Source organism: Desulfovibrio porci, from assembly GCF_009696265.1.
Classification (GTDB): Bacteria; Desulfobacterota; Desulfovibrionia; order Desulfovibrionales; family Desulfovibrionaceae; genus Desulfovibrio; species Desulfovibrio porci.
In genome coordinates, this window is record NZ_VUMH01000013.1 from 32,962 (window position 1) to 53,353 (window position 20,392).

The following is a 20,392-nucleotide window of genomic DNA, read 5'->3' on the forward strand; positions in this document are numbered from 1 at the left end:
GCGCGAATGCACTGCGACATTCCGGCTCCGCCAACCGGATGCGTCCAAGGAGAACACATGTCTCGGATCAAAAATTTGCGTGAAGAAGCCCTGGCCATGCACAAGGATAACCTGGGGAAAATCGAGGTCCGGGTCAAAGTGCCCGTGCGGGATACCGATGACCTGACGCTGGCCTATTCTCCCGGTGTTGCCGAACCCTGCATGGAAATCAACAAAAACCCCGATATGTTGGACGTCTACACCAACCACTCCAACTTCGTCTGCGTGGTTTCCAACGGCACGGCCGTGCTGGGCCTGGGCGACATCGGCCCCGCGGCGGCCATGCCGGTTATGGAAGGCAAGTCCCTGCTTTTCAAGACCTTCGGCGATGTGGACGCCTTCCCCATTTGCGTCAATACCAAGGACACGCAAAAGATCATCGAGATGATCGAACTCATGGCCCCCACCTTCGGCGGCGTGAACCTTGAAGACATCAAGGCTCCCGAATGCTTCATCATTGAAGACGGCCTCAAGGAACGCGGCATCTTCAAGGGCGCCATTTTCCACGACGACCAGCACGGCACCGCCGTGGTCACCCTGGCGGGCCTGATCAACGCCCTGAAAGTGGTGGGCAAGAAGCTGGAAGACGTCAAGGTGGTCACCAGCGGCGCGGGCGCGGCGGGCATCGCCATCATCAAGCTGCTCATGGCCGTGGGCCTCAAAAATGTGATCATGTGCGACTCCAAGGGCGCCATCTGGGAAGGCCGCCCGGAAGGCATGAATCCCTACAAGGACGAGATCGCCAAGCGCACCAATCCCGGCAAGGTCAAGGGCGGTCTGGCCGAAGCCATCAAGGGCGCGGACGTCTTCATCGGCGTCTCTGCTCCCGACACCCTGAACGAAGATATGATCCGCAGCATGGCCAAGGATCCCATCGTCTTTGCCCAGGCCAACCCCATTCCGGAAATCTGGCCCCTGCAGCGCGCCTATGACGCCGGCGCCAAAGTGGTTTCCACCGGCCGTTCCGACTGCCCGAACCAGATCAACAATGTTCTGGCCTTCCCCGGCATCTTCCGCGGCGCCATCGACGTGCGCGCCACGGACATCAATGACGCCATGAAAATCGCCGCGGCTTACGCCCTGGCCGATCTGGTCAAAGCCGAGGAACTGGGCCCGCAGATGATCATTCCTTCCACTCTCAACCCCGATGTGGCCCCCATGGTCGCCGCGGCTACGGCCAAGGCCGCCATGGACAGCGGCATCGCCCGCGTGAAGATCGACCCCGCTGTTGTGGCGGAAAATTTGCGGAAGCGCCTGGCCAAGCAAGTGCGCGCCTGAGCATCTCGCTCACAAGAAATCCTCTAACCCTGTTGGGGAAAATGTATGTTGAGTGATTCCCTTGCCAAGGAATTCGAGGCCATTGTCGGTAAGGAAAATGTCTTTACCAGTGAAGCGGACCGCCAGAACTATTCGTATGACTCCTGCGTGTGGACTCCGTGCATTCCCGGCGGTGTGGTGCGCCCCACCAACACCGAGCAGCTCGGCCCGATTATCGAGCTCTGCTACAAGGAAGGCATTCCCATGACCGTGCGCGGCGCGGGCACCAACCTTTCCGGCGGCACCATTCCGGACACCACCGATACCATCGTCATCCTGACCACCGCCCTGAACCGCATTCTTGAAATCAACGAGGAAGACCTCTACGCCATCGTGGAACCCGGCGTCATCACCGCCCCCATGGCCGCGACCATCGCCTCCAAGGGCCTTTTCTATCCCCCGGATCCGGGCTCCATGTCCGTGTCCACCATCGGCGGCAACGTGGCCGAAAACTCGGGCGGCCTGCGCGGCCTGAAATACGGCACCACCAAAGATTATGTCATGGGCATGGAAGTCTATGCCAATACCGGCGATCTGGTGCGTTGCGGTTCGCGTTGCGTGAAATGCGCCACCGGCTATGCCATTTCGCCCCTTCTGGTGGGCAGCGAAGGCACCCTGGCCGTTACCAGCCAGGTGACCCTGAAGCTCGTGCCCCCGCCGAAGGCCTCCAAAGCCATGATGGCCCTGTTCACGGACATGCAGTCCGCCTCCAAGGCCGTGGCCGCCATCATCTCCGCCCACGTGGTGCCGTGTACGCTGGAATTCCTGGACCACGCCACCATCAACTACGTGGAAGACTATGTGAAGATTGGTCTGCCCCGCGACGCTGGCGCCATGCTGCTGGTCGAAGTGGACGGCCATCCCGCCCAAGTCGAGGACGACGCCGCCGTGGTGGAAAAGGTGCTCAAGGACTGCGGCTCCACGGAAGTGGTCGTGGCCAAGGACGCCGAACAGAAAAAGAACATCTGGGAAGCCCGCCGCGTGGCCATTCCGGCCCTCGCCCGCGCCAAACCCACCTTTATGATGGAAGACGTCACCGTCCCCCGTTCCAAGATCCCGGCCATGATCGCGGGTCTGGAAAAAATCGCCAAGGACCGCAACGTGACCATCGCCACCTTCGGCCATGCCGGCGACGGCAACCTGCATCCCGGCATCCTCTGCGACAAGCGCGACAAGCAGGAATGGGCCCGTGTGGAACTGGCCGTGGACGATCTCTTCAACCTCGGTCTTGAACTCAAGGGCACGCTTTCCGGCGAGCACGGCATCGGTCTTGCCAAAAAGCAGTGGCTTGAGCAGGAGACTTCGCGCGGTTCCATCATGTTTTCACGCCGGTTGCGCAATGCCTTTGACCCCAAGGGCCTGTTTAATCCGGAGAAAATCGTCGGAGCCCGTGGGTAGAAAATCCGCCGGGGCGGCTTCTGGCCGCCCCGGAACCATAAATCTCAAGCAGCCGGATGGACGGCAAAAACCTTTCCGTCCGGCACTGGGGCTGGAGCATGAACGATCTTACCAGGCTTGCCAATTCGTTGATGGCTCTGGACGACAAGCTGGTCTCCTGCATGAAATGCGGCTTCTGCCAGGCCTTCTGCCCGGTTTTTGACGAAACCGGCGAAGAAGGCGACGTGACCCGAGGCAAAATCGCCCTTGTGGAAAACCTGGCCCACCTTGTCATCCAAGATCCTGAAGCGGTTTACGAACGGCTTTCCCGTTGTCTTCTCTGCGGCGGCTGCAACTTCAGTTGCCCGGCCGGCGCGCCCACCATGGAAATTTTCCTCGAAGCGCGCGCCATTGTGGTCAGCTATCTGGGGCTTTCCCCCATCAAGAAAGCCATTTTCCGGACCTTGCTGCCCAATCCGCGGCTGTTCAACACCCTGATGAAACTGAGCTCGCCCTTCCAGGGCCTGTTCATCAAAAAAGACAATTCGCCGCAGAACACGGCCTGTGTGCCCATGTTCAAGGCTTTCATCGGCGAACGTCACATTCCCATGCTGGCCAAAAAGACGCTTTCGGCCAAAGTGGGTCCCCGCGACACCCCGGCCGGCAAAAGCGGCCTGAAGGTGGCCTTCTTCCCCGGCTGCATGGGCGACAAGATCTACACCGACATGTCCGAAGCCTGTCTGAAGGTTTTTGAACACCACGGCGTGGGCGTCTACATGCCTGACAATCAGGCCTGCTGCGGCATTCCGTCGCTGACTTCCGGCGATCTGAAGAGCTTCGGCAAACTGGCCGCCTACAATCTGGATCTGTTTGCGAAGAGCAAGTTCGACTACATCATCACGCCCTGCTCTTCCTGCACCGCCACCATCAAGGAACATTGGCAGAACGCTGAGGACCTCACCCCGGCGCAGCGCGCGTTTGCCCGTACGCTGGGCGAAAAAGCCATGGACATCAACGCCTTTGTGGTGGACGTGCTCAAAGTTACGCCGCCCGAGGGCGCGGGCCAGGGCAAGACCAAGGTCACGTATCACGAATCCTGCCACCTGATGAAATCCCTGCACGTCAGCAAACAGCCCAGGGATCTCGTCAAGATGAACAAGGACTACCAGCTTGTGCCCATGAAGGAAGCCGACCACTGCTGTGGCTGCGGCGGCACCTTCACCCTGACCCAACCCGAACTCTCCGCCAAGATCGGCCAGCGTAAACGCGACAATATCGTGGCCAGCGGCGCGGACGTGGTGGCTATGGGCTGCCCGGCCTGCATGATGCAGATCTCGGACATGCTCGCCCGCAACCACGACTCGGTCAAAGTCAAGCACACCATTGAAATCTACGCGGACTCCCTGTCCTAAAGCGATGCCGCTCCCCCCGGCGACGGGGGGAGCGGCCATGGCCTGATTTCAATCCCGGCCGCAAGGCCGGAACAGCACGAGCTGCCTGAAAAACCTTTCCGGCGGACCATGTTGCGACACCACGCCCGACTTTCGCAACACACCCGACATTGCGCGTCTGGCGCAACCTCTTCCCTCGACAGGCAAAGACCAGGAGGCAGCCCTATGAAACTGAACAAAACCGGTGAAGCCGGCGCGGCGGAAAGCGGCGACATTCTTGTGACCGTCGCCCCCTCCGAAGAGTCCGGCATCCAGATCGAACTGAGCGGCAAGTCCGTCATCCTCAAACAGTTCGGCAGACAGATCAGGGAACTGATCCGGAAGACCGCCGAGGAAAACGGCCTGGAAAACGCCCGGATCAGCGCCAAGGACAACGGCGCTCTTGACTGCACCATCAAAGCCAGAGTCCGCGCCGCCATCCAGCGGGCTGTTTAAAGGAGTCGCAGCATGAAAAGCATTTTGCTCATCAACGGCAACGACCCCAAAGCCCTGCTCAACTCCACTCTCTACGGCGCGGACGCTGTGGCCTATGACCTGCACGAAGCCGTGAGCGCCGATGACAAGGACGCCGCACGCCTGCTGCTGCAGGAAGCCCTGGCCTTCTTTGATTTTGGCGACTCAGGCGTTTTTGTGCGCGTGAACCCCATGGACGAAGGCGGCGGAGAAGACATCGCCGTGGCGGGCAAGGGAAAACCGCAAGCTTTTATTCTGCCGCGCGCCGATGCGCAAAGCCTGCCCCAGGCCGACGCGGCCATTGCCGCGCTGGAAGCCGCAAACGGTTTTGCCGCCGGGTCCGTCAAACTGATTCCCACTGTGGAATCCGTTGCCGCTCTGGAGAACATCAGCGCTCTGCTGTCGTCCTGCCCCAGAATCATGGCCGTGATCTTCAACGCCGGAAACTTTCTGAAGGATCTGGGCGTGGCCGAGACCGGCGACGCCGGCCAGATTCTCTACGCCCGCAGCAAGGTGGCCCTGGCCTGCCGCGCGGTCGGCATTCCGGCCATTGACCGGCCCTGGAACGATGTGAAGAACCGCGACGGCTTTGAGGCCGACGCCCGCAACGGCAGGGCCGTGGGCTTCAGCGGCAAGCTGGCTGTCAGCGGCGGCCAGGTGCCGCCGATCAACGAAATTTTCGCCTGACCCGGCCCTCCCGGCGGGTCTGGAGCGTTTCATGCCTGAGATGCCCGCTTGCCGACAGGCAACGCCCGCCGACTCGCATTGTGCGGCAAAAATGTGCAGGCAAAACTCCTTGCAGGGCCGATGACGCTTTTCATGCGAGAACCGCCCCAAGCCCGCCGCACGAAGCCTTGCCGACGCCCCGGGCAGCACACAGTTAAGGAAGATGAGGGAAAAAGACATGAAAAACATCCTCGGCCGTGAAATCCCCGAATATATCGAGGGCTATGGTCAGGTAAGGCCATATAAAGGCGCCTACGCCAGCATCGACCCCAGAACCAGAACCACCATCACCCGCCGCTCGATCAAGCCCGGCAACAAGCTGGAGCCCGGCGACGCCAAGCTGCTGGCCTCCATTGAGGAAGCCGTGGAAAAAACGGGCCTCAAGGACGGCATGACCGTGTCCTTTCACCACCATCTGCGCAATGGCGACTACGTCACCAACATGGTTATGAAAGTCATTGCGGACAAGGGCATCAAGGACATTCACGTGGCGGCCACCGGCATTTTCGCCTGTCACGAGCCCCTGGTGGAATACATCAAATCCGGCGTCATCACCGGCATTTCCGTCAACTACATTTCACCCGGCCCGGTGGCCAAGGCCATCACCAAGGGCCTGCTGTCCAAACCGGCGGTCTTCCGCAGCCACGGCGGCCGCCCGCGCGCCGTGGAGGCCGGCGACCTGCATGTGGACGTGGCCTTCATCGCCGCGCCCTGCTGCGACCATTACGGCAATATCAACGGCACCCACGGCAAATCGGCCTGCGGCGTGCTCTCCTATATCTATCCCGACGCCCAGTACGCCGACCAAGTGGTGGCCGTGACGGACAATCTGGTGCCCTACCCGGCCTGCCCCATTGAAATCACTCAGGATTTCGTGGACTACGTGGTGACCGTGGATTCCATCGGCGATCCCAACGGCATTGTCTCCGGCACCACCAAGGTCACCTCCGACCCCATCGGCCTGAAAATCGCGGCGGCGGCAGCCGAGCTCATCGACGAGACCGGCTACATCAAGGAAGGCATGTCCTGCCAGACCGGCGCGGGCGGCACCTCCCTGGCCGTGGCCGCCGAGATCAAAAAACGCATGCAGGCCAAGGGCGTAGTGGGCTCCTTCGGCGCGGGCGGCATCACCGCCTACTTTGTGGAAATGCTCAACGAAGGCCTGTTCCGCGCGCTCTTCGACGTGCAGGACTTCGACCTGGTTTCCGTGGCTTCGGCGGGCAGCAATCCCAAGCACATGGCCATGAGCGGTTCGCTTTACGGCAACCCGCACAACTGCGGCCCGGTGGTCAACAATCTGGACATCATGATCCTTGGCGCCACGGAAATCGACACGGACTTCAACGTCAACGTGGTCACCGGCTCGGACGGCACCATCATGGGCGCTTCCGGCGGGCACAACGACACGGCGGCGGGCAGCAAGATCTCCATTGTGGTCACCAACCTGCTCAAGGGCCGCCTCTGCGTGCTGCGCGACAAGGTGACCACCGTGACCAGCCCCGGCGAAACCATCGACGCGCTGGTCACGGACCGGGGCATCGCCATCAACCCCCGCCGGACCGACCTGCTGGAAAAACTGAAGAATTCCAAGCTGCCCATCATGGACATCAACACACTCAAGGAAATCGGCGACAAACTGGCCGGAAAACCCGACCCCATCGAATTCACCGACAGGATTGTGGGCGTGGTGGAATACCGCGACGGCACGGTCATTGACGTGGTCAGGCAGCCCAAATAACGCCGCCGACAAGAGATAACGACATTAAACCGCCGTGCGGTTCAATGTCGGCGTGGTCGAGCTGAGGTTGGAGCTTCCCTCGCCGCGTAGCCCCGGCATAACCGTTATCCCGCGGATATGCCGGGGCTTTTTCGCGCCTGAGGCTGCCGACTTTGGCGACAGCCTCGAAAATAGGGAGCAGGTCGCAGCTATGCTGCGCTGTTAGAGCAAGTTTACTTTAAAATTGCTCACAGAGTCGAGCAAAGTGAGACTCATCTCTGCTCTCTTCATCCGTAACTCGCTTCGCTCGAACGGCTGAAGGCGCCGCGACGCCGGAGTAGCCGCAATTCACTCGCGGCGTGCAGCTCCGGCGGAGACGTGAAACTTATGGGTTAGAACATCGTGTCCCGCTCATGTATAATCTTAAAGTTAATTCGCTCCAGTTGGCCAAAGGCGCTCCGAAGGGGCATTTCCCTTGGCGCAGAGCAGCGACAGCTTTTCGTGTCTTTCCGCTCGGCTGCTCTGCCGCCGTTAGCGGCGCAAACCGCGCGAAGCGGGATTTGTCATCCGTCTGGCGCGCGCTTTCAGCTTATTTGGCCTCTGAGGCAGCGGCCGCGCGGGCCTGCGGGCTCATGTGGCAGGGACGGCAGCCTTTGAAATTGGGATATTTGCCTGCCAGTTTTCGGTGACAGCCGTAACAGGAACGGTCCGTATCCGGGGAATGGTAGGCCATGAACAGGCTCATGGGATCGCGTTCGCGCGCGCCCTTGATGGAATGGCAGTCCTCGTTGGTACAGGAGGCGTAGCGGTTTCCCGGCAGCCCTTCATGGTGGCAGGTGCGGCATTTGACATCCTTGTGCGAGGAATGCCTGAACATGACGTACATGCGCTTGGAGGTGCCGTCATTGAGTTCAATGGGTTTCTTGATAGTGTTCAGATTTCCCCGTGTCTCCTGGGCCTGCGCCTGCACGGCGCACAGCAGGGAAAGCACGAACAGGGCAACAACGAAATATCTCATGAAGACGCTCCTGTTAAAAAAGATTCCAGAAGGAAGCTTTGAGCGGGCCCAACCCTTTGCGCGCCGCGACCATGTCCAAGTGTAGCATGCCCAGGGCCATGGCGTCCATGTCCGGAATCGCGTCGTTCTCGCGCAGGTCGAGCGTGGGGCAGTAGGTTTTGCAGCTGGTGCACCAGTCCAGGCGCTCTCCCCGGGCCGCCCCGCTTTCGCGCAGAATTTCCATGACGCCGTTGCCGTCCTTCCCGCAGGAGGGGCAGGCGCCCCGCCGGAATTTCCAGTTTGTGCCGCACAGCGAACAGTAGAGATGCTTTTTTCCGCCGCCGCCGGAAAGAAAGGCGTTTTTCTCTTCAAAAAACGGTTTGTCCAGCCAGCCGATAACCGGGAAAGAGCCGCAGACCGGGCAATAACCCTGCCGCCACGCGCCCTCTTCGTCCCAGGGCGCGGCGTTCCGTTCTTCCCGCTCAACCTGTCCGGTTTGGACGGCACGCGCGGCCAGGGCACGCAGGGGCGGTGAAAGAATAAATTCCGCTGCGAATTCCAGCAGTTCCGGGACCAGACCGGCCTCATCCGCGAGATTCCGGAACGCCGGGGCATCGCCGCTCAGCATAGCCCGGGCCAGGGCGTCGCGCCGGTCCGGCTCAGAATCCGGCCCCAATACCGGCGGAGCCAGAAAAAAAGCCTCCAGCGCGGTTCTCTGAGAGGCCAGGCTTTCCTGGGCGCAAAGCAGGGGCAGCAGCCTTTCCGCGGCCGTGCGCACGCTGATGCACAATCCCGTCAGGGGAGCGCCCGCCAGCAGGCTCAAGCCCCGCGCGGCCCGCTCTGTCTGCCATTCCGGCGGGCACGGTCCTCCGGCGGCCGCCGGATTTGTCCATGCCGCCGTCAGTTCGCCGGCCAGAGCCGAACGGGCTGCCAGTAGGTCTTCAAAAGCACGCAACACAGGTTCCAACACAGGACGGCGCGTAACGACGTCCGCCAGGGTTTGCGCCACGCTCTGACAAGATAGGACCATGTCCGCTCCCCATTGCGCGGAGGACGCGCCTCCGTCCGAAAAGTGAACACGGCGCGCGGACTTGTTCCGCGCGCCGTGTGGTTCCGCTCTATATGAAGGCGGCGTTTTCGTGATAGTATTCCTTTTCTTCCGCCAACAGATAAATGACACTCACGTCTTCCGCATCCACAAGGTGCGCCTTGGGAAAGCGCTCTTTGGCGACGGCCAGACGCTGTTGCGCCACGGCCAGCAGAGCCTCGCGCTCGTCAAAGACCATGGCCCCGGTGGGACAGGTTTTGACGCAGATGGGCGGCAGCCCGGCCTCCAGCCGGTCAATGCACATGTCACACTTGGCGATGCGCCTGGTCGCGGCGTCATAGCGCGGGATATTGTACGGGCAGGCCTCGGTGACGGCGCGCGCATCCTCGGCGCTGAGTTTGGCGCTTTTTTCCGTGGCCAGCACCGCACCGGTTTTGGCGTCCTTGACCAGCGCGCCGGGCACGGTCATGTCCGCCACGTCCACGCACACGGGCGACAGGCAATGACGGCACTGATCCGGAAAGAAATTCCAGACCACGTCGCCCGCCGCGTTGAGATGCTCGTGGAAACGCACTATTTTATAGTTGTTGGGGTTGAGATCCGGGGGATTCTGGTGTGTGCCGCGCTGCTTTGTGGCGTTGGCCGGAAGATCGTGCCATTCCTTGCAGGCCAGCTGGCAGCCGCGACATGCCGTACACCGCGTGGTGTCGATCAAAAAGGTTTTCGGCATAGCAATGCTCCTTGCGTGGGCGCGCCCCTGCGGACACGCCCGTCCGGTCAGGCTATTTCTGTCAGCTTGTCGGCCTTGCGCACGTTCACGCAACAGGCCTTGGCCTCAGGGATGGTCGTGTTCGGATCATAGGCCGTCACGGTCAGGCGGTTGGTGGCGTCGCCGCATTTTGGCGTGGTCCAGCCGAAGGCGAAGGGCATGCCCACCAGATGGACGGTTTTGCCCATAACGGTGAACGGCCGGATGCGCACTGTGACCATGGCGATGGCCTCCACGCGCCCGCGCGCGCTTTCGATAATGACGCCGTCGCCGTTGGCGATGCCCTTCTCCTTGGCCAGCTCATGGCTCATTTCAATATAGAGCTGGGGCTCGGCTTCCAGGAGGTTCGGCACATTGCGCGTCTCGCCGCCGCCGCACCAGTGCTCGGTCAGACTGTAAGTCGTCAGCACGATGGGATAGCGCGGGTCGGCCGCCTTGGCGAACTTGTCCATTTCCGAGTCGTGGAACTTGTACACCGGGCTGCTCAGCTGCCCGGAGAAGGGATGGCGGGCCAGAGGCGTTTCCGCCGGTTCGTAGTGCTCGGGGAAAGGGCCGTCCAGACGGCCCGTGCCGTATAACTGGGCATAGCCGTCGGTATTCATGATGAAGGCCAGCTTGCCCTTTTCCGTATCGGCCTGCGGGGGCCACGGCCCGTCGGGCACGTCGCCCACCCATTTGCCGTTCTCCCAGGCGATGACGGCCTTGGCGGGGTTCAGGGGCTTCCCGTTCACGTCCACTGAAGCGCGATTGTACAGGATGCGCCGGTTCACCGGCCAGCACCACGACCAGTTGGGATACAGGCCGATGGCGGCCTGCATGGGCGTCTGGCTGGGGTCGCGGCGTTTGGACTTGTTGCCCTCCTCTTCCGTGAAGCTGCCGCAATACAGCCAGTTCAGCGAGGATGTGGAACCGTCCTCCTTCAACTGGCCGAAAGCCGGGACCAGCTGGCCGCGCTTATAGGTTTTGCCGCCGACCTTGCTGTCGGCCCAGAACAGACCGTTGATGCGGCGGGTCCACTCCTCGGCGTCAAAGCTTTCCGGCCAGTTCAGCTTGAGCAGAGGGTCAGGGAACGCGCCGCCCTCGGCCTTGTAAAGCGCGCGCAGTCTGTTGACCAGAGGCACGAAGATGTCCGCGAAGCTGCGGGCCTCGCCGCCGGGTTCCACGGCCTTGTCGAACCACAGCAGCCAGCGTCCGCTGTTGCTGATGGTGCCCGCCTTTTCCACGCGGTGGGCCGAAGGCAGCAGAAAGACCTCGGTCTTCTTTTCCTTGGGGTCCACACCGGGACGGCGCCAGTTGTCCGTGGTTTCCGAATGGTGCAACTCCGAGCAGACCAGCCAGTCCAGGTTGTCCAGCGCGGCGCGCATCTTGTTGGTGTTGGGGAAGCTGTTCATGGGATTCACGCCGAAAATGAAGCCGCCCTTCATTTCGCCGTGGAACATCTTGTCCATGGTGTACATGTAGGAATAATCGACGCCCTTGTCGCCCTTGGGCAGCAGGTCGTAGCAGAAGTCGTTTTCCGGCGTGGCCGCGTCGCCGAACCAGCCCTTGAGCAGGCTGACCATATACTTGGGCCGGTTACCCCACCAGTTGGCGCTGTTTTTCAGCGCGGTCACCGGCGTGTTGGCCTTGTTGAATTCCGCCAGGGTCTGCCACTGGTCCTGTGGCAGGGCGATGTAGCCCGGCAGGATGTGGTACATCAGCGCATGGTCGGTGGAACCCTGCACATTGGGCTCGCCGCGCAGGGCGTTGATGCCGCCGCCCGCCACGCCGATGTTGCCCAGCAGCAACTGCACCAGGGTGGAGCAGCGAATATTCTGCACGCCCACCGTATGTTGGGTCCAGCCCAGGGCATAGAGAATGGTGCCCGCCTTGTCCGGTTTGCCCGTGGCGCAGAAGGCCTCATAAACCCGCAGCAAATTTTTCTCCGAAACGCCGGTCACGTCCGAGACATTTTTCAGACTGTAACGGGAATAGTGCCGCTTCATCAGATTGAAGACGCAGCGTTCGTTCCGCAGGCTGACGTCGCGCAACGGCGCGCCGTCAGGGCCTTTCTCGAACGCCCATTTGCTCCGGTCGTAGCTGCGGGTTTTGGGGTCATAACCGCTGAAAAGGCCGTCCTCAAAGGCATAGTCCTTGCCCACCACAAAGGCGGCGTTGGTATAATTGAGGACGTAATCTTTAAAATAGCTCTCCGACTGCAGGATATAATTGACCATGCCGCCGAGGAAGGCGATGTCCGTGCCGGAACGCAAGGGCACATGGAAATCGCAACGGGCCGAAGTGCGCGAGAACTTCGGGTCCACATGCATGAGGACCGCGCCCTTGTCCTTGGCCCGCATGATCCACTTGAAGGCGACGGGATGATGTTCCGCGGCATTGCTGCCGATAATAAGCACCGCATCGGCATTCTTGATGTCGATCCAGTGGTTGGTCATAGCACCGCGTCCGAACGACTCTGCCAGAGCCGCAACAGTGGGGCTGTGTCAGACCCGGGCCTGGTGGTCCATATGGACAACACCCAGGCCGCGCATGGCTTGATGGATGACCGCGCATTCCTCGTTGGAGGCGTGCGAGGTGCCCATCATGAAAATGCTCTCCAGACGGTTGACCGTCCGGCCTTCCGCGTTTTTCAGAACCATATCTTTGTCGCGGGCGTCCTTGACGCGCCGGGCGATCTGGTCCAGCGTCCAGTCCCAGCCCTTCTCTTCCCAGGTGTCGCTGTGTGGGGCGCGGTACAAAGGTTTTTTCAGCCGGTGGTCGTTGGTGTACATGCTGTACAGGGCCGCGCCCTTGGCGCAGAGCGCGCCCTCGTTCACCGGAAAATCCGGATCGCCTTCCGTGGAGACGAGCTTGCCGTCGCGCACATAGGCGATGACCTGACAGCAGACCGCGCAGAACGGACAGATGGTCACTACTTCTTTGGCGCCTTCAATCTTGAGCGATCTGGAGTAGGCCAGGGCATCCTCCAGATTGAAGCCCAGTTGCCCGAGGCTGAGGCACAAAGTCCCCATGCCCGCGAGTTTCAAAAATTTCCGACGTGAGCACTGCATAAGGCCTCTCCTTGTTGGAGCTGAAAAACCTCCAAAACAGCGACGGCCGTACGATTGCCGTCACTCGTCCGCACGCTTTCGCCTCAATATGTGTTTTCAAGCATATATGAAGACTATGCCAAAATGGAGCCCGTCGCAAGGGAGGAAAACGTTTTTTCGTTATTGCCCCGCGCACGGGCCGTCCGAAAAACAAAACCGCCCGTTGGGCCGCTCCATCCGTCAGGACGGAGTGGCCCAACGGGCGGCACGCTTTCGGAAACTATTCGATTCTAGGAGCTGTTTCTGAGAACAGATTAACTTTAAGAATATATATCCTTAAAGTTTGAAGACGCCCACTCCGGCGCTTAACAGCGCAAATAAATTACTCTAATGCCCGGTAATGCCATACTTTTTCAGCTTGTACTGAAGCAGGCTCTTGGAAATGCCCAGGTACTCCGCCGCCTTGACCTGCACCAGATCGGCGCGCACCAGCGCCCGGCGGATCAGGGCGGCCTCGATCTTTTCCAGTGTGTCGGCCAGATCCAGCTGCACGGGCAGCAGATCCACGGCGCTTTTAAACTGGGATTCCTCGTCGCGGATTTCCGCCGGAAGGTTGTCCACCTCAATGACCGAACCCGGCACCAGCACCAGACAGCTTTCCACCACGTTTTCCAGCTGGCGGATGTTGCCCGGCCATTCGTAGCCGGTGAGATAATTGAGGGCCTCGGTGCTGAAGGTCTTGGAAGGCATGTTGTTGTCCGCGATGACCTTTTCCACGAAATGGGCCACCAGCAAGGGGATGTCCTCCCGCCGTTCGCGCAGGGGCGGCAGGGGAATCTGGACCACGTTCAGGCGGTAATAGAGGTCGTCGCGAAAGGCGCCCTTCTCCACCATGGCCGCCAGATCCTTGTTGGTGGCCGCCACCACGCGGATGTCCACCTCAATTTCCTCGCCGCCGCCCACGCGCTCGAAGCGGCGCTCCTGCAGCACGCGCAGCAGTTTGACCTGGAGATCGGGCGTCAGTTCGGCGATTTCGTCCAGAAAAAGCGTGCCGCCGTCGGCCTGCTCGAAGCGGCCGCGCCGCATGGCCACCGCGCCGGTGAAGGATCCTTTTTCATGGCCGAACAACTCGCTTTCCAGCACGCCGGGATTCAGGGCCATGCAGTTCACGGACACAAAGGGCTTGTCCTTGCGCGGACTGGTGTAATGGATGGCGCGGGCCACCAGCTCCTTGCCGGTACCCGACTCGCCGGTGATCAGCACCGTGGAGCGGCTGGGCGCGGCGCGGTCCACCATGACCAGCACGTCGCGGATGGCCCGACTGCGGCCCACGATCTTGTGCACGCCGTAGCGCTCTTCCATGACCTCCTGCAACAGACGGTACTGGCGGTGGGCACGGGCGAGCTCCGTGGCGTTGTGGATGGAGAGCAGCAGTTCATCATTGGAAAAGGGCTTGGTGATGTAGTCAAAGGCCCCGTATTTCATCACCTCCACGGCGCTTTCAATGGAGCCGAAGGCCGTCATGATCAGCACCGGAATATACGGCCAGGACTTCTTGACCCGTTGCAGCACCTCCCGACCGGTGACCTTGGGCATTTTCATGTCCGTCACCACCACGTCCACCTCGCTTTCGTCCAAAAACGCCAGCGCGGTTTCCGGGTCGCTGATGGCCGTGACCGTATAGCCCTCGTCTTCCAGCAGGGTCTGAAGAACCAGAAGATAGTTTTTTTCGTCGTCCAGGACCAGAATATGCGATTTTTCACTCATCTTGAACCTCGGGCGCTTTCAGGTCGGCGGCGGGCAAAAGTACCCGCACCAGCGCCCCGCCTTCGGGGCCGTTTTCAAGTTCGATCTGACCGCCGTGGCTGGCGATGATCGACTGGACGATGGGCAGGCCGAGGCCCGTGCCGCCGTCCTTGGTGGTAAAAAAGGGATCCAGCAGACTGGGCAGGGTGGCAGGATCGAAACCCGGCCCGGAATCCAGAAATTCCAGGCGTACGCGGCCCGGCCCGTTTCCCTGGTCCGGCTCCAGACCGCCGCGAATCCGCACGATACCCGGCCCGTCCATGGCCTGCTGGCCGTTGACCAGAATATTGTAAAAGGCCCGGTACAGCAAATCCTTGTCCCCACGCACAAACAGGCCGGGCTCGACTTCACGCTCCACAGCCACGCCGTGGCGGCCCAGCTCCCCTTCCAGGAAAGCCATCACCTGATCCAGCACCAAGTTCACGTCCACCAGGCTCTGGCGGGGCTGGCGCGGCCGGGCGTAGTCCAGAAAATCGTTGACCGTCTGGGAAAGACGCACGGACTCGTCGTAAATGGCGCCCAGAATACGCGAGGTGCCCGCGTCGGCCTTGTCCGTACGGCGCTGGAGCAGTTCGGCGCTGGAGCGGATGATGCCTAGAGGATTGCGGATCTCATGGGCGATGCTGGCCACCACCCGCCCCATGCCGGCGAGCTTTTCATTGCTGTGCAGCTCGTTTTCCAGCAGACGGTTTTTGTGCATACGCTCGGCCAGGATCCGCTCGGCGCGGTGGATGAGCATCAGCAGCAGGCCGAACATGACTACCGAGGACAGCAGGCACATGACCACAATGATGCCCTGAAACGCCAGCACCTGCTCATAGTCGCCGGTAATGTCCTGGGTCAGCTCCAGCGCGCCCATGACCGGAGCCTGCTCGCCGGGCCGCAGGGTTTCGCCGCGCAGGGGGTAAAGCACGCGCAGCACAAAGGTGCCCTCGCGCAGCGGCACCCGGAAGGGAGCCTGCCAGGCCGGTATGCTGGAAATGATCTCGGACTTGGGGGCCGCGCCGTGCAGCACGTCGTCCAGATTGGGCGGCGACAGACCGGCCCGGCCCAGGTCTTCCTTCTTGGTGGAATACGCCACAAGACGCGAAAAATCATAGATGCGCAGCCGCTCCACGGGCAGCCCGTGGATCACGGACTGCACCACCTGATCCAGCCGTTCGTACTGGGCGGGCTGGCGCAGGGCGATGCGCCCGTTGGCCAGAATGGTGGGCAGGGCGAAACGCCGGAAAATCTGGCTGTTGAGGTTTTCCACCAGCAGTCGCGCGAAATCCTCCTGACGGGTCAGCAGGGTTTCGCGCGCCGAATTGGAAATAAAAAACGACAGTCCGAGACTGGTCAGCAGAATGACCACCAGCGACAGCCAGGACAGCGTGCGGGCATAGCTCAGGGGCAGGGCGCTTTCCACGGGCGCGTCCTGCCGACGGCAGTCGCAGTTTTCCGGCGCCGCGGGGTTTGACTGGCTCATGCGCGCCTCTTGGAACAATTCTCCATTGCAATACCCAAGCCTGAAGGCCGTTCAGAGCCTCAGGATACATTTCAGAGCGTTTTCAAAGCTGTAAAAAAGAAAGCGTACTCATAAAAGCGTCTTCACGAAGTAAACGCGGCGGTAGCCCTTCTCCACGCATCCGTGACTTTCAGTATAGCCCAACCGTGGATACCAGGCCAAATTCTCCGTCATGACCTCGTTGGTGTAGAGCTGAATACGCCGGCAGCCGAGACTGCGGGCCTTTTCTTCGGCGCAGCCGGCCAGCGCCCGGCCGTAGCCTGTGCCCCGAGAGCCGGGGCGAACCGCGATATTGTCCAGAAGGAGCGTATCTTTGTCCCGCGGGAGCAGGACCACATAGCCCTCGACCCTGCCCGCAGCCTCCAGCACCAGAATATTGCCGTTGCGGATATGGACGCCGTAGTCGTCAATCATGGGAAAGGGTTTGATGTCCATCCGCTCCAGATACACGGCATAGGCGCTTTGGGCGATATTCTCAATGGCGGCGCGGTCGCGCTCCTCGGCCGGACGAATGCAAAAGGCGTCTGGAGCAATCGCCTCACCATCTTCTCTGGTCATGTCCATGCGCCCCTGCCTGCCGCGAAAAAAGCGCGGGGTTTCCTTGCGACTGGGTATCTACAGCAGATTAATGTTAAGAATGTACATTCGTAATGCTTAAAGACGCCCGCTTCGTCGCTTAACAGCGCAAATAAATTGCGCGGCGGCTGCTCCCGCAACCGCCAGAGAAATTTCAAAGCGAAATTGCTCTAAAAGCCCTGTGTCCGTTGCGGCACAGCCAGATAGGCGGCCAGATCCGCTTCTTCCTGCGGGTAGCCGCCCGCGCCCAGGCGGGCGTTGGCCAGACGCTTGCCCAACTCCACGGCCGGTTGATCCAGAGGATTGATGCCCATGAGCCAGCCGGTGAACAATGTGGCGGCTTCCAGCAGCATCATCAGCGAACCGGCGGCGCGGGGCCCGGTGTCGCTCATCTCGATATGCACCAGCGGCACGCCGCTCTTGCACAGGGCCATGCGCGTGCCCAGCGCCTCGGCCTCCAGCAGGCTGCCGAAAGGCTTGGCGCGCAGCCAGGCCCATTGTTCAGGCACGTCCATGCCGAAATTGCGGCCCTGAGGCTGGTTCCGACTGGTCAGGAAGAGGCAGCCCTTGTCCCGCCGACCGTCCAGAAACATCTGGTTGATGGAATGCTGGTCCGTCACTCCGGTGGCCGGCACGGGCATGCTGCCCTGGCCGTCCTTGCCCAGACTTTCGGCCCAGAGCTGGCCGAACCAGGGACCGTAGGTGGCCCACTGCGGAATGTAACAGAAAAAAATCAACTGGCTGTAGCCATGATCCTCCAGGGCTTTGGCCCAGCAGGCCAGTGCGAAGGACGGATGCTGCCCGAGACTGTCGGGATGTTCCACCAGGGGACGGGCCACGTCGGCCGCGCCGTCCAGCAGAGCCTGCCAGTCGATGCCCAGAAAAGCGGCGGGCAGCAGGCCCACGGCGGACAGGGCGGAATAGCGCCCGCCCAGATAATCCGGCACTTCCAGGGCCGTGAGGCCGTAACGCGCGGCTTCCTCGCGCAGATAGCCCTTGTGCTCGTCGGTGACCACAATCATCTGTTCCTGCCAGCATTCTCCCAGCGCGGCCTTGAGCCAGTCACGCACCAGAAAATACTGGGCCAGGGTTTCAATGGTGCCGCCGGATTTGCTGATGCAGACCACCACGGTTTCGGCGGGATTGAGCTTGCCGAGCAGGGCTTCAAACTGTTCGGCGCAGACATTGTCTGCAATCCAGAGCCAGGGGCCCTTGTGGCCGGGACCGTCCTGGCCCGGCGCAAAGGCCCGCTGCATGGCGCGCGCGCCCAGGGCCGAGCCGCCGATGCCCAGCACCAACATATGCTTGTAGGCCTTGAGACGCGGAACCAGCGGAGCCAGCTCCACTTCCAGCTTGGCGCGATAGGGCATGGTCAGGAAAGGCAGTTCTCCGGCGGCCGCCTCGCGGGCCAGACGTTGCACCAGTTCCTCGCTCCGGGCCGCGCAGGCCGCGGCAGCCGTCTCGGGCAGACGGGCCGTATACGCTCTGGACCATTCAAGATTATGGGACATGACGCACCTCCCGCTTGGCACATTGGGGCTGGATGATTGCAATGAAAAATGACGCTAAAAAAGCCGCAAGGCCTTGGGCGCGAAAAAACGGCGGCGCACGGCCTTATAGGTTTGCGGGCGCACGCCGAAACGGCAGCGCCAGAGCGGGCAGCTCTCCCGCGCCGGGCAGGCCCGCACTTCGCGCCGGTTGCCCGCGCAGTTCATGCACTGCCGCCGTACGGCGCGCAACGCCGCCCGTGCCGCGTCGCCCGCCTCCGGGGTCGGGGACGCTTCGCCGGGCAGGGCCGCCAGACGCCAGACCCACAAAGGACATTGCGCGTCCGGACAGGATCGTACCGATCTGGAGGACGCCCCCTGGCATTCCAGGCAAAATTGCCGGATGAGCGCTATGGCGCCGCTTCTGGCCATGTTTATTCAGCCGCCGCCCCGCAGCACTTCTTGTACTTTTTGCCGCTGCCGCAGGGACAGGGATCATTGCGGCCCACCTTGGGTTCGGGCCGCCGGTAAGCCGCGGGACGCAGGGCCACGCCGTCCACATAATACATTTTGTCGTCTTTGCGCCGGAAAAAACTTTTCTCACCCAGTTGCCGGGGAATGCCGTCCAGCTCGTAAAACGCGCGGAACTCCACGGTATCGTATAGCTCGCCGTTTTCACCCACCGGCGCGTCGTTCTCGCACCGGCCCATTTCCAGACGAAGCCAGTGCACATCCTTACCCTGTTCCGCCAGTTTTTCCGCGGAAAGCCCTTCCCGGAAATCAGGATGCGTGCTCTCCACCAACCAGGCGTAGCGCCCCAGCGCATAGGCCGCGTAACGCGAACGCATCAAGGTTTCGGCATCGGCCGGCCAAGCCGCGCCGTCAATATAGGGGCCACAGCAGTCGGCAAAGGACAGGCCGCTGCCGCAGGGACAGAGTTTGGACATGAAAAAAGCCGCCTTTGTTTGACGCGGCCCGGGATGGGCCATGTCCTTCCCTACAGCATAGCCTATGGTCTGACGGGCGGCAAGGGCATGAAAGGCGGCGGAGCCCGTCAGCCGCGCTCGTCCGCTTCCGGCTTGGGAACGACGGGAGGCCGCAGGCAAACCAGGCAGCCGGGAAGCACAGGCACGTCGTCCAGCATGACCAGTTCCAGAACGCCCTTGTGCGCCTTTTCCGCACGCGCCTCGCCCAATGGCTGACCGGCGGCGTCCAGAATCTGGCGGGCTTCTCCGGGGCGGGGCGTGCCGGGTCCGGAAGCCAGGCACCAGATATGGCAGGGAGCGCCCTCCGCGCTGACGCGGAAGACCTCGCCGCAGCCCAGTTGTGTCAGCAGCCGGAAATAGCGGCGGCCCAGCAGATAGGTGAGCGCGCTGCAGACAAGCCCGAGACCGGCGCACCATGCGGCCAGCATAAAGGGATTCCAGCCCGTGATGCGGCGAATCCAGGAAAGCGAACCGGCCCGTTGCGCCTCTTCGTCGGCCCAGACCACCAGAACGAACTTCTGCGCACTCTGCGCCGTAGCGCCCTTGAAGGACAAGCGTAATTCGTAGCTGCCCGGTTCGGCCTGGGGTTCGGCCCGCACTTCGCCGCGCCACATGCCGTTGCCGAACCAGTAACCGGTGAAAAAGCCTTCCAGATTGAAATGCAGAGGCGCGTTTTCAGGCGTGAAGCGCACCTGCACGTCGCTGTTGAGCGGATTTTTGAGTGCCGACGGACCGGAAAGAGGTACGGCCTGACCGGACAGAATCTCCACCTGGTCAGAACCGGCGCGCATGCCCGCCAGCAGGCCGTCGATAAGTCCCAAAAGGGCCACGGCCAGCAGCAAGGCGCTGACCTTGCCCACAAGGCGCTGCCGCTGGCGGGTCTGCCGACAGGCGTCCCAGAGAGGTGTGCTGAACTGTAAAGTCATGGCTTCTTTTATACGGGCAAGCGGTCATTGGGACAAGCAAAAAGCGCGCGGTGTTTCGCGCGCTTTTTGCCGCTGTTCGTTGTCAGCGGCGCCGATAATCCGCGAACAGGCGGAACCTATTCCCGCTGTAAGTGAGCGGATTTCGTGCATCCCGTTCGGCGAGTTCTTTGAAAACAAGCCG

17 protein-coding genes are annotated in these 20,392 nt (G+C 61.5%); 6 read left to right on the forward strand and 11 right to left on the reverse strand.

Features of this window, described 5'->3' with window-relative positions; genetic code table 11:
• The first annotated feature begins 57 nt into the window (after nucleotides 1-57).
• From FYJ44_RS11820 to citF, 6 genes are all read left to right on the forward strand, one after another.
• On the forward strand, nucleotides 58-1,317 hold the full coding sequence (locus FYJ44_RS11820; protein ID WP_154512369.1) for an NAD(P)-dependent malic enzyme: 1,260 nt from the start codon (nucleotides 58-60) through the stop codon (nucleotides 1,315-1,317).
• 45 nt (nucleotides 1,318-1,362) lie between these two features.
• Complete coding sequence (locus FYJ44_RS11825; protein ID WP_154512371.1) at nucleotides 1,363-2,754, forward strand: FAD-binding oxidoreductase; 1,392 nt, start codon at nucleotides 1,363-1,365, stop codon at nucleotides 2,752-2,754.
• Between the two features lie 98 nt (nucleotides 2,755-2,852).
• Nucleotides 2,853-4,145, forward strand: a complete 1,293-nt coding sequence (locus FYJ44_RS11830) for a (Fe-S)-binding protein (protein ID WP_154512496.1) — start codon at nucleotides 2,853-2,855, stop codon at nucleotides 4,143-4,145.
• 204 nt (nucleotides 4,146-4,349) lie between these two features.
• The gene (citD, locus tag FYJ44_RS11835; RefSeq protein WP_154512373.1) at nucleotides 4,350-4,619 is read left to right on the forward strand and encodes a citrate lyase acyl carrier protein; all 270 of its coding nucleotides are present in this window, start codon (nucleotides 4,350-4,352) and stop codon (nucleotides 4,617-4,619) included.
• Between the two features lie 12 nt (nucleotides 4,620-4,631).
• Nucleotides 4,632-5,324 carry an HpcH/HpaI aldolase/citrate lyase family protein gene (locus FYJ44_RS11840; RefSeq protein WP_154512375.1) on the forward strand — a complete coding sequence of 231 codons (693 nt, stop codon included), beginning with the start codon at nucleotides 4,632-4,634 and terminating at the stop codon, nucleotides 5,322-5,324.
• 217 nt (nucleotides 5,325-5,541) lie between these two features.
• Entirely contained in the window at nucleotides 5,542-7,101 is a 1,560-nt protein-coding gene (citF, locus tag FYJ44_RS11845) for a citrate lyase subunit alpha (protein WP_154512377.1), read from the forward strand.
• A 568-nt stretch (nucleotides 7,102-7,669) separates the two neighbouring features.
• Here the strand turns inward: citF and FYJ44_RS11850 are convergent.
• The 11 genes from FYJ44_RS11850 to FYJ44_RS11900 form a co-directional block, all read right to left on the reverse strand.
• Nucleotides 7,670-8,098: a cytochrome c3 family protein gene (locus FYJ44_RS11850; RefSeq protein WP_154512379.1), complete on the reverse strand. Its 429-nt coding sequence runs from the start codon at nucleotides 8,096-8,098 to the stop codon at nucleotides 7,670-7,672.
• Nucleotides 8,099-8,111: 13 nt separating this feature from the next.
• On the reverse strand, nucleotides 8,112-9,107 hold the full coding sequence (locus FYJ44_RS11855; RefSeq protein WP_154512381.1) for a formate dehydrogenase accessory protein FdhE: 996 nt from the start codon (nucleotides 9,105-9,107) through the stop codon (nucleotides 8,112-8,114).
• Between the two features lie 88 nt (nucleotides 9,108-9,195).
• The gene (locus tag FYJ44_RS11860) at nucleotides 9,196-9,855 is read right to left on the reverse strand and encodes a 4Fe-4S dicluster domain-containing protein (protein WP_154512383.1); all 660 of its coding nucleotides are present in this window, start codon (nucleotides 9,853-9,855) and stop codon (nucleotides 9,196-9,198) included.
• 47 nt (nucleotides 9,856-9,902) lie between these two features.
• Nucleotides 9,903-12,944 carry a formate dehydrogenase-N subunit alpha gene (gene fdnG, locus FYJ44_RS11865; protein WP_154512385.1) on the reverse strand — a complete coding sequence of 1,014 codons (3,042 nt, stop codon included), beginning with the start codon at nucleotides 12,942-12,944 and terminating at the stop codon, nucleotides 9,903-9,905.
• A 366-nt stretch (nucleotides 12,945-13,310) separates the two neighbouring features.
• Complete coding sequence (locus tag FYJ44_RS11870) at nucleotides 13,311-14,690, reverse strand: sigma-54-dependent transcriptional regulator (RefSeq protein WP_154512387.1); 1,380 nt, start codon at nucleotides 14,688-14,690, stop codon at nucleotides 13,311-13,313.
• Nucleotides 14,683-16,197, reverse strand: a complete 1,515-nt coding sequence (locus tag FYJ44_RS11875) for a sensor histidine kinase (RefSeq protein WP_154512389.1) — start codon at nucleotides 16,195-16,197, stop codon at nucleotides 14,683-14,685. The genes FYJ44_RS11870 and FYJ44_RS11875 overlap by 8 nt, the downstream gene beginning before the upstream one ends.
• 108 nt (nucleotides 16,198-16,305) lie before the next feature.
• On the reverse strand, nucleotides 16,306-16,794 hold the full coding sequence (locus tag FYJ44_RS11880) for a GNAT family N-acetyltransferase (protein ID WP_154512391.1): 489 nt from the start codon (nucleotides 16,792-16,794) through the stop codon (nucleotides 16,306-16,308).
• 188 nt (nucleotides 16,795-16,982) lie between these two features.
• Nucleotides 16,983-18,323, reverse strand: a complete 1,341-nt coding sequence (locus tag FYJ44_RS11885; RefSeq protein ID WP_154512393.1) for a phosphoglucose isomerase-related protein — start codon at nucleotides 18,321-18,323, stop codon at nucleotides 16,983-16,985.
• Nucleotides 18,324-18,377: 54 nt separating this feature from the next.
• Entirely contained in the window at nucleotides 18,378-18,731 is a 354-nt protein-coding gene (locus FYJ44_RS11890; protein WP_154512395.1) for a hypothetical protein, read from the reverse strand.
• Nucleotides 18,732-18,733: 2 nt separating this feature from the next.
• On the reverse strand, nucleotides 18,734-19,246 hold the full coding sequence (locus tag FYJ44_RS11895) for a YchJ family protein (RefSeq protein ID WP_154512397.1): 513 nt from the start codon (nucleotides 19,244-19,246) through the stop codon (nucleotides 18,734-18,736).
• Nucleotides 19,247-19,353: 107 nt separating this feature from the next.
• Entirely contained in the window at nucleotides 19,354-20,211 is an 858-nt protein-coding gene (locus tag FYJ44_RS11900) for a hypothetical protein (protein ID WP_154512398.1), read from the reverse strand.
• Nucleotides 20,212-20,392 lie beyond the last annotated feature (181 nt).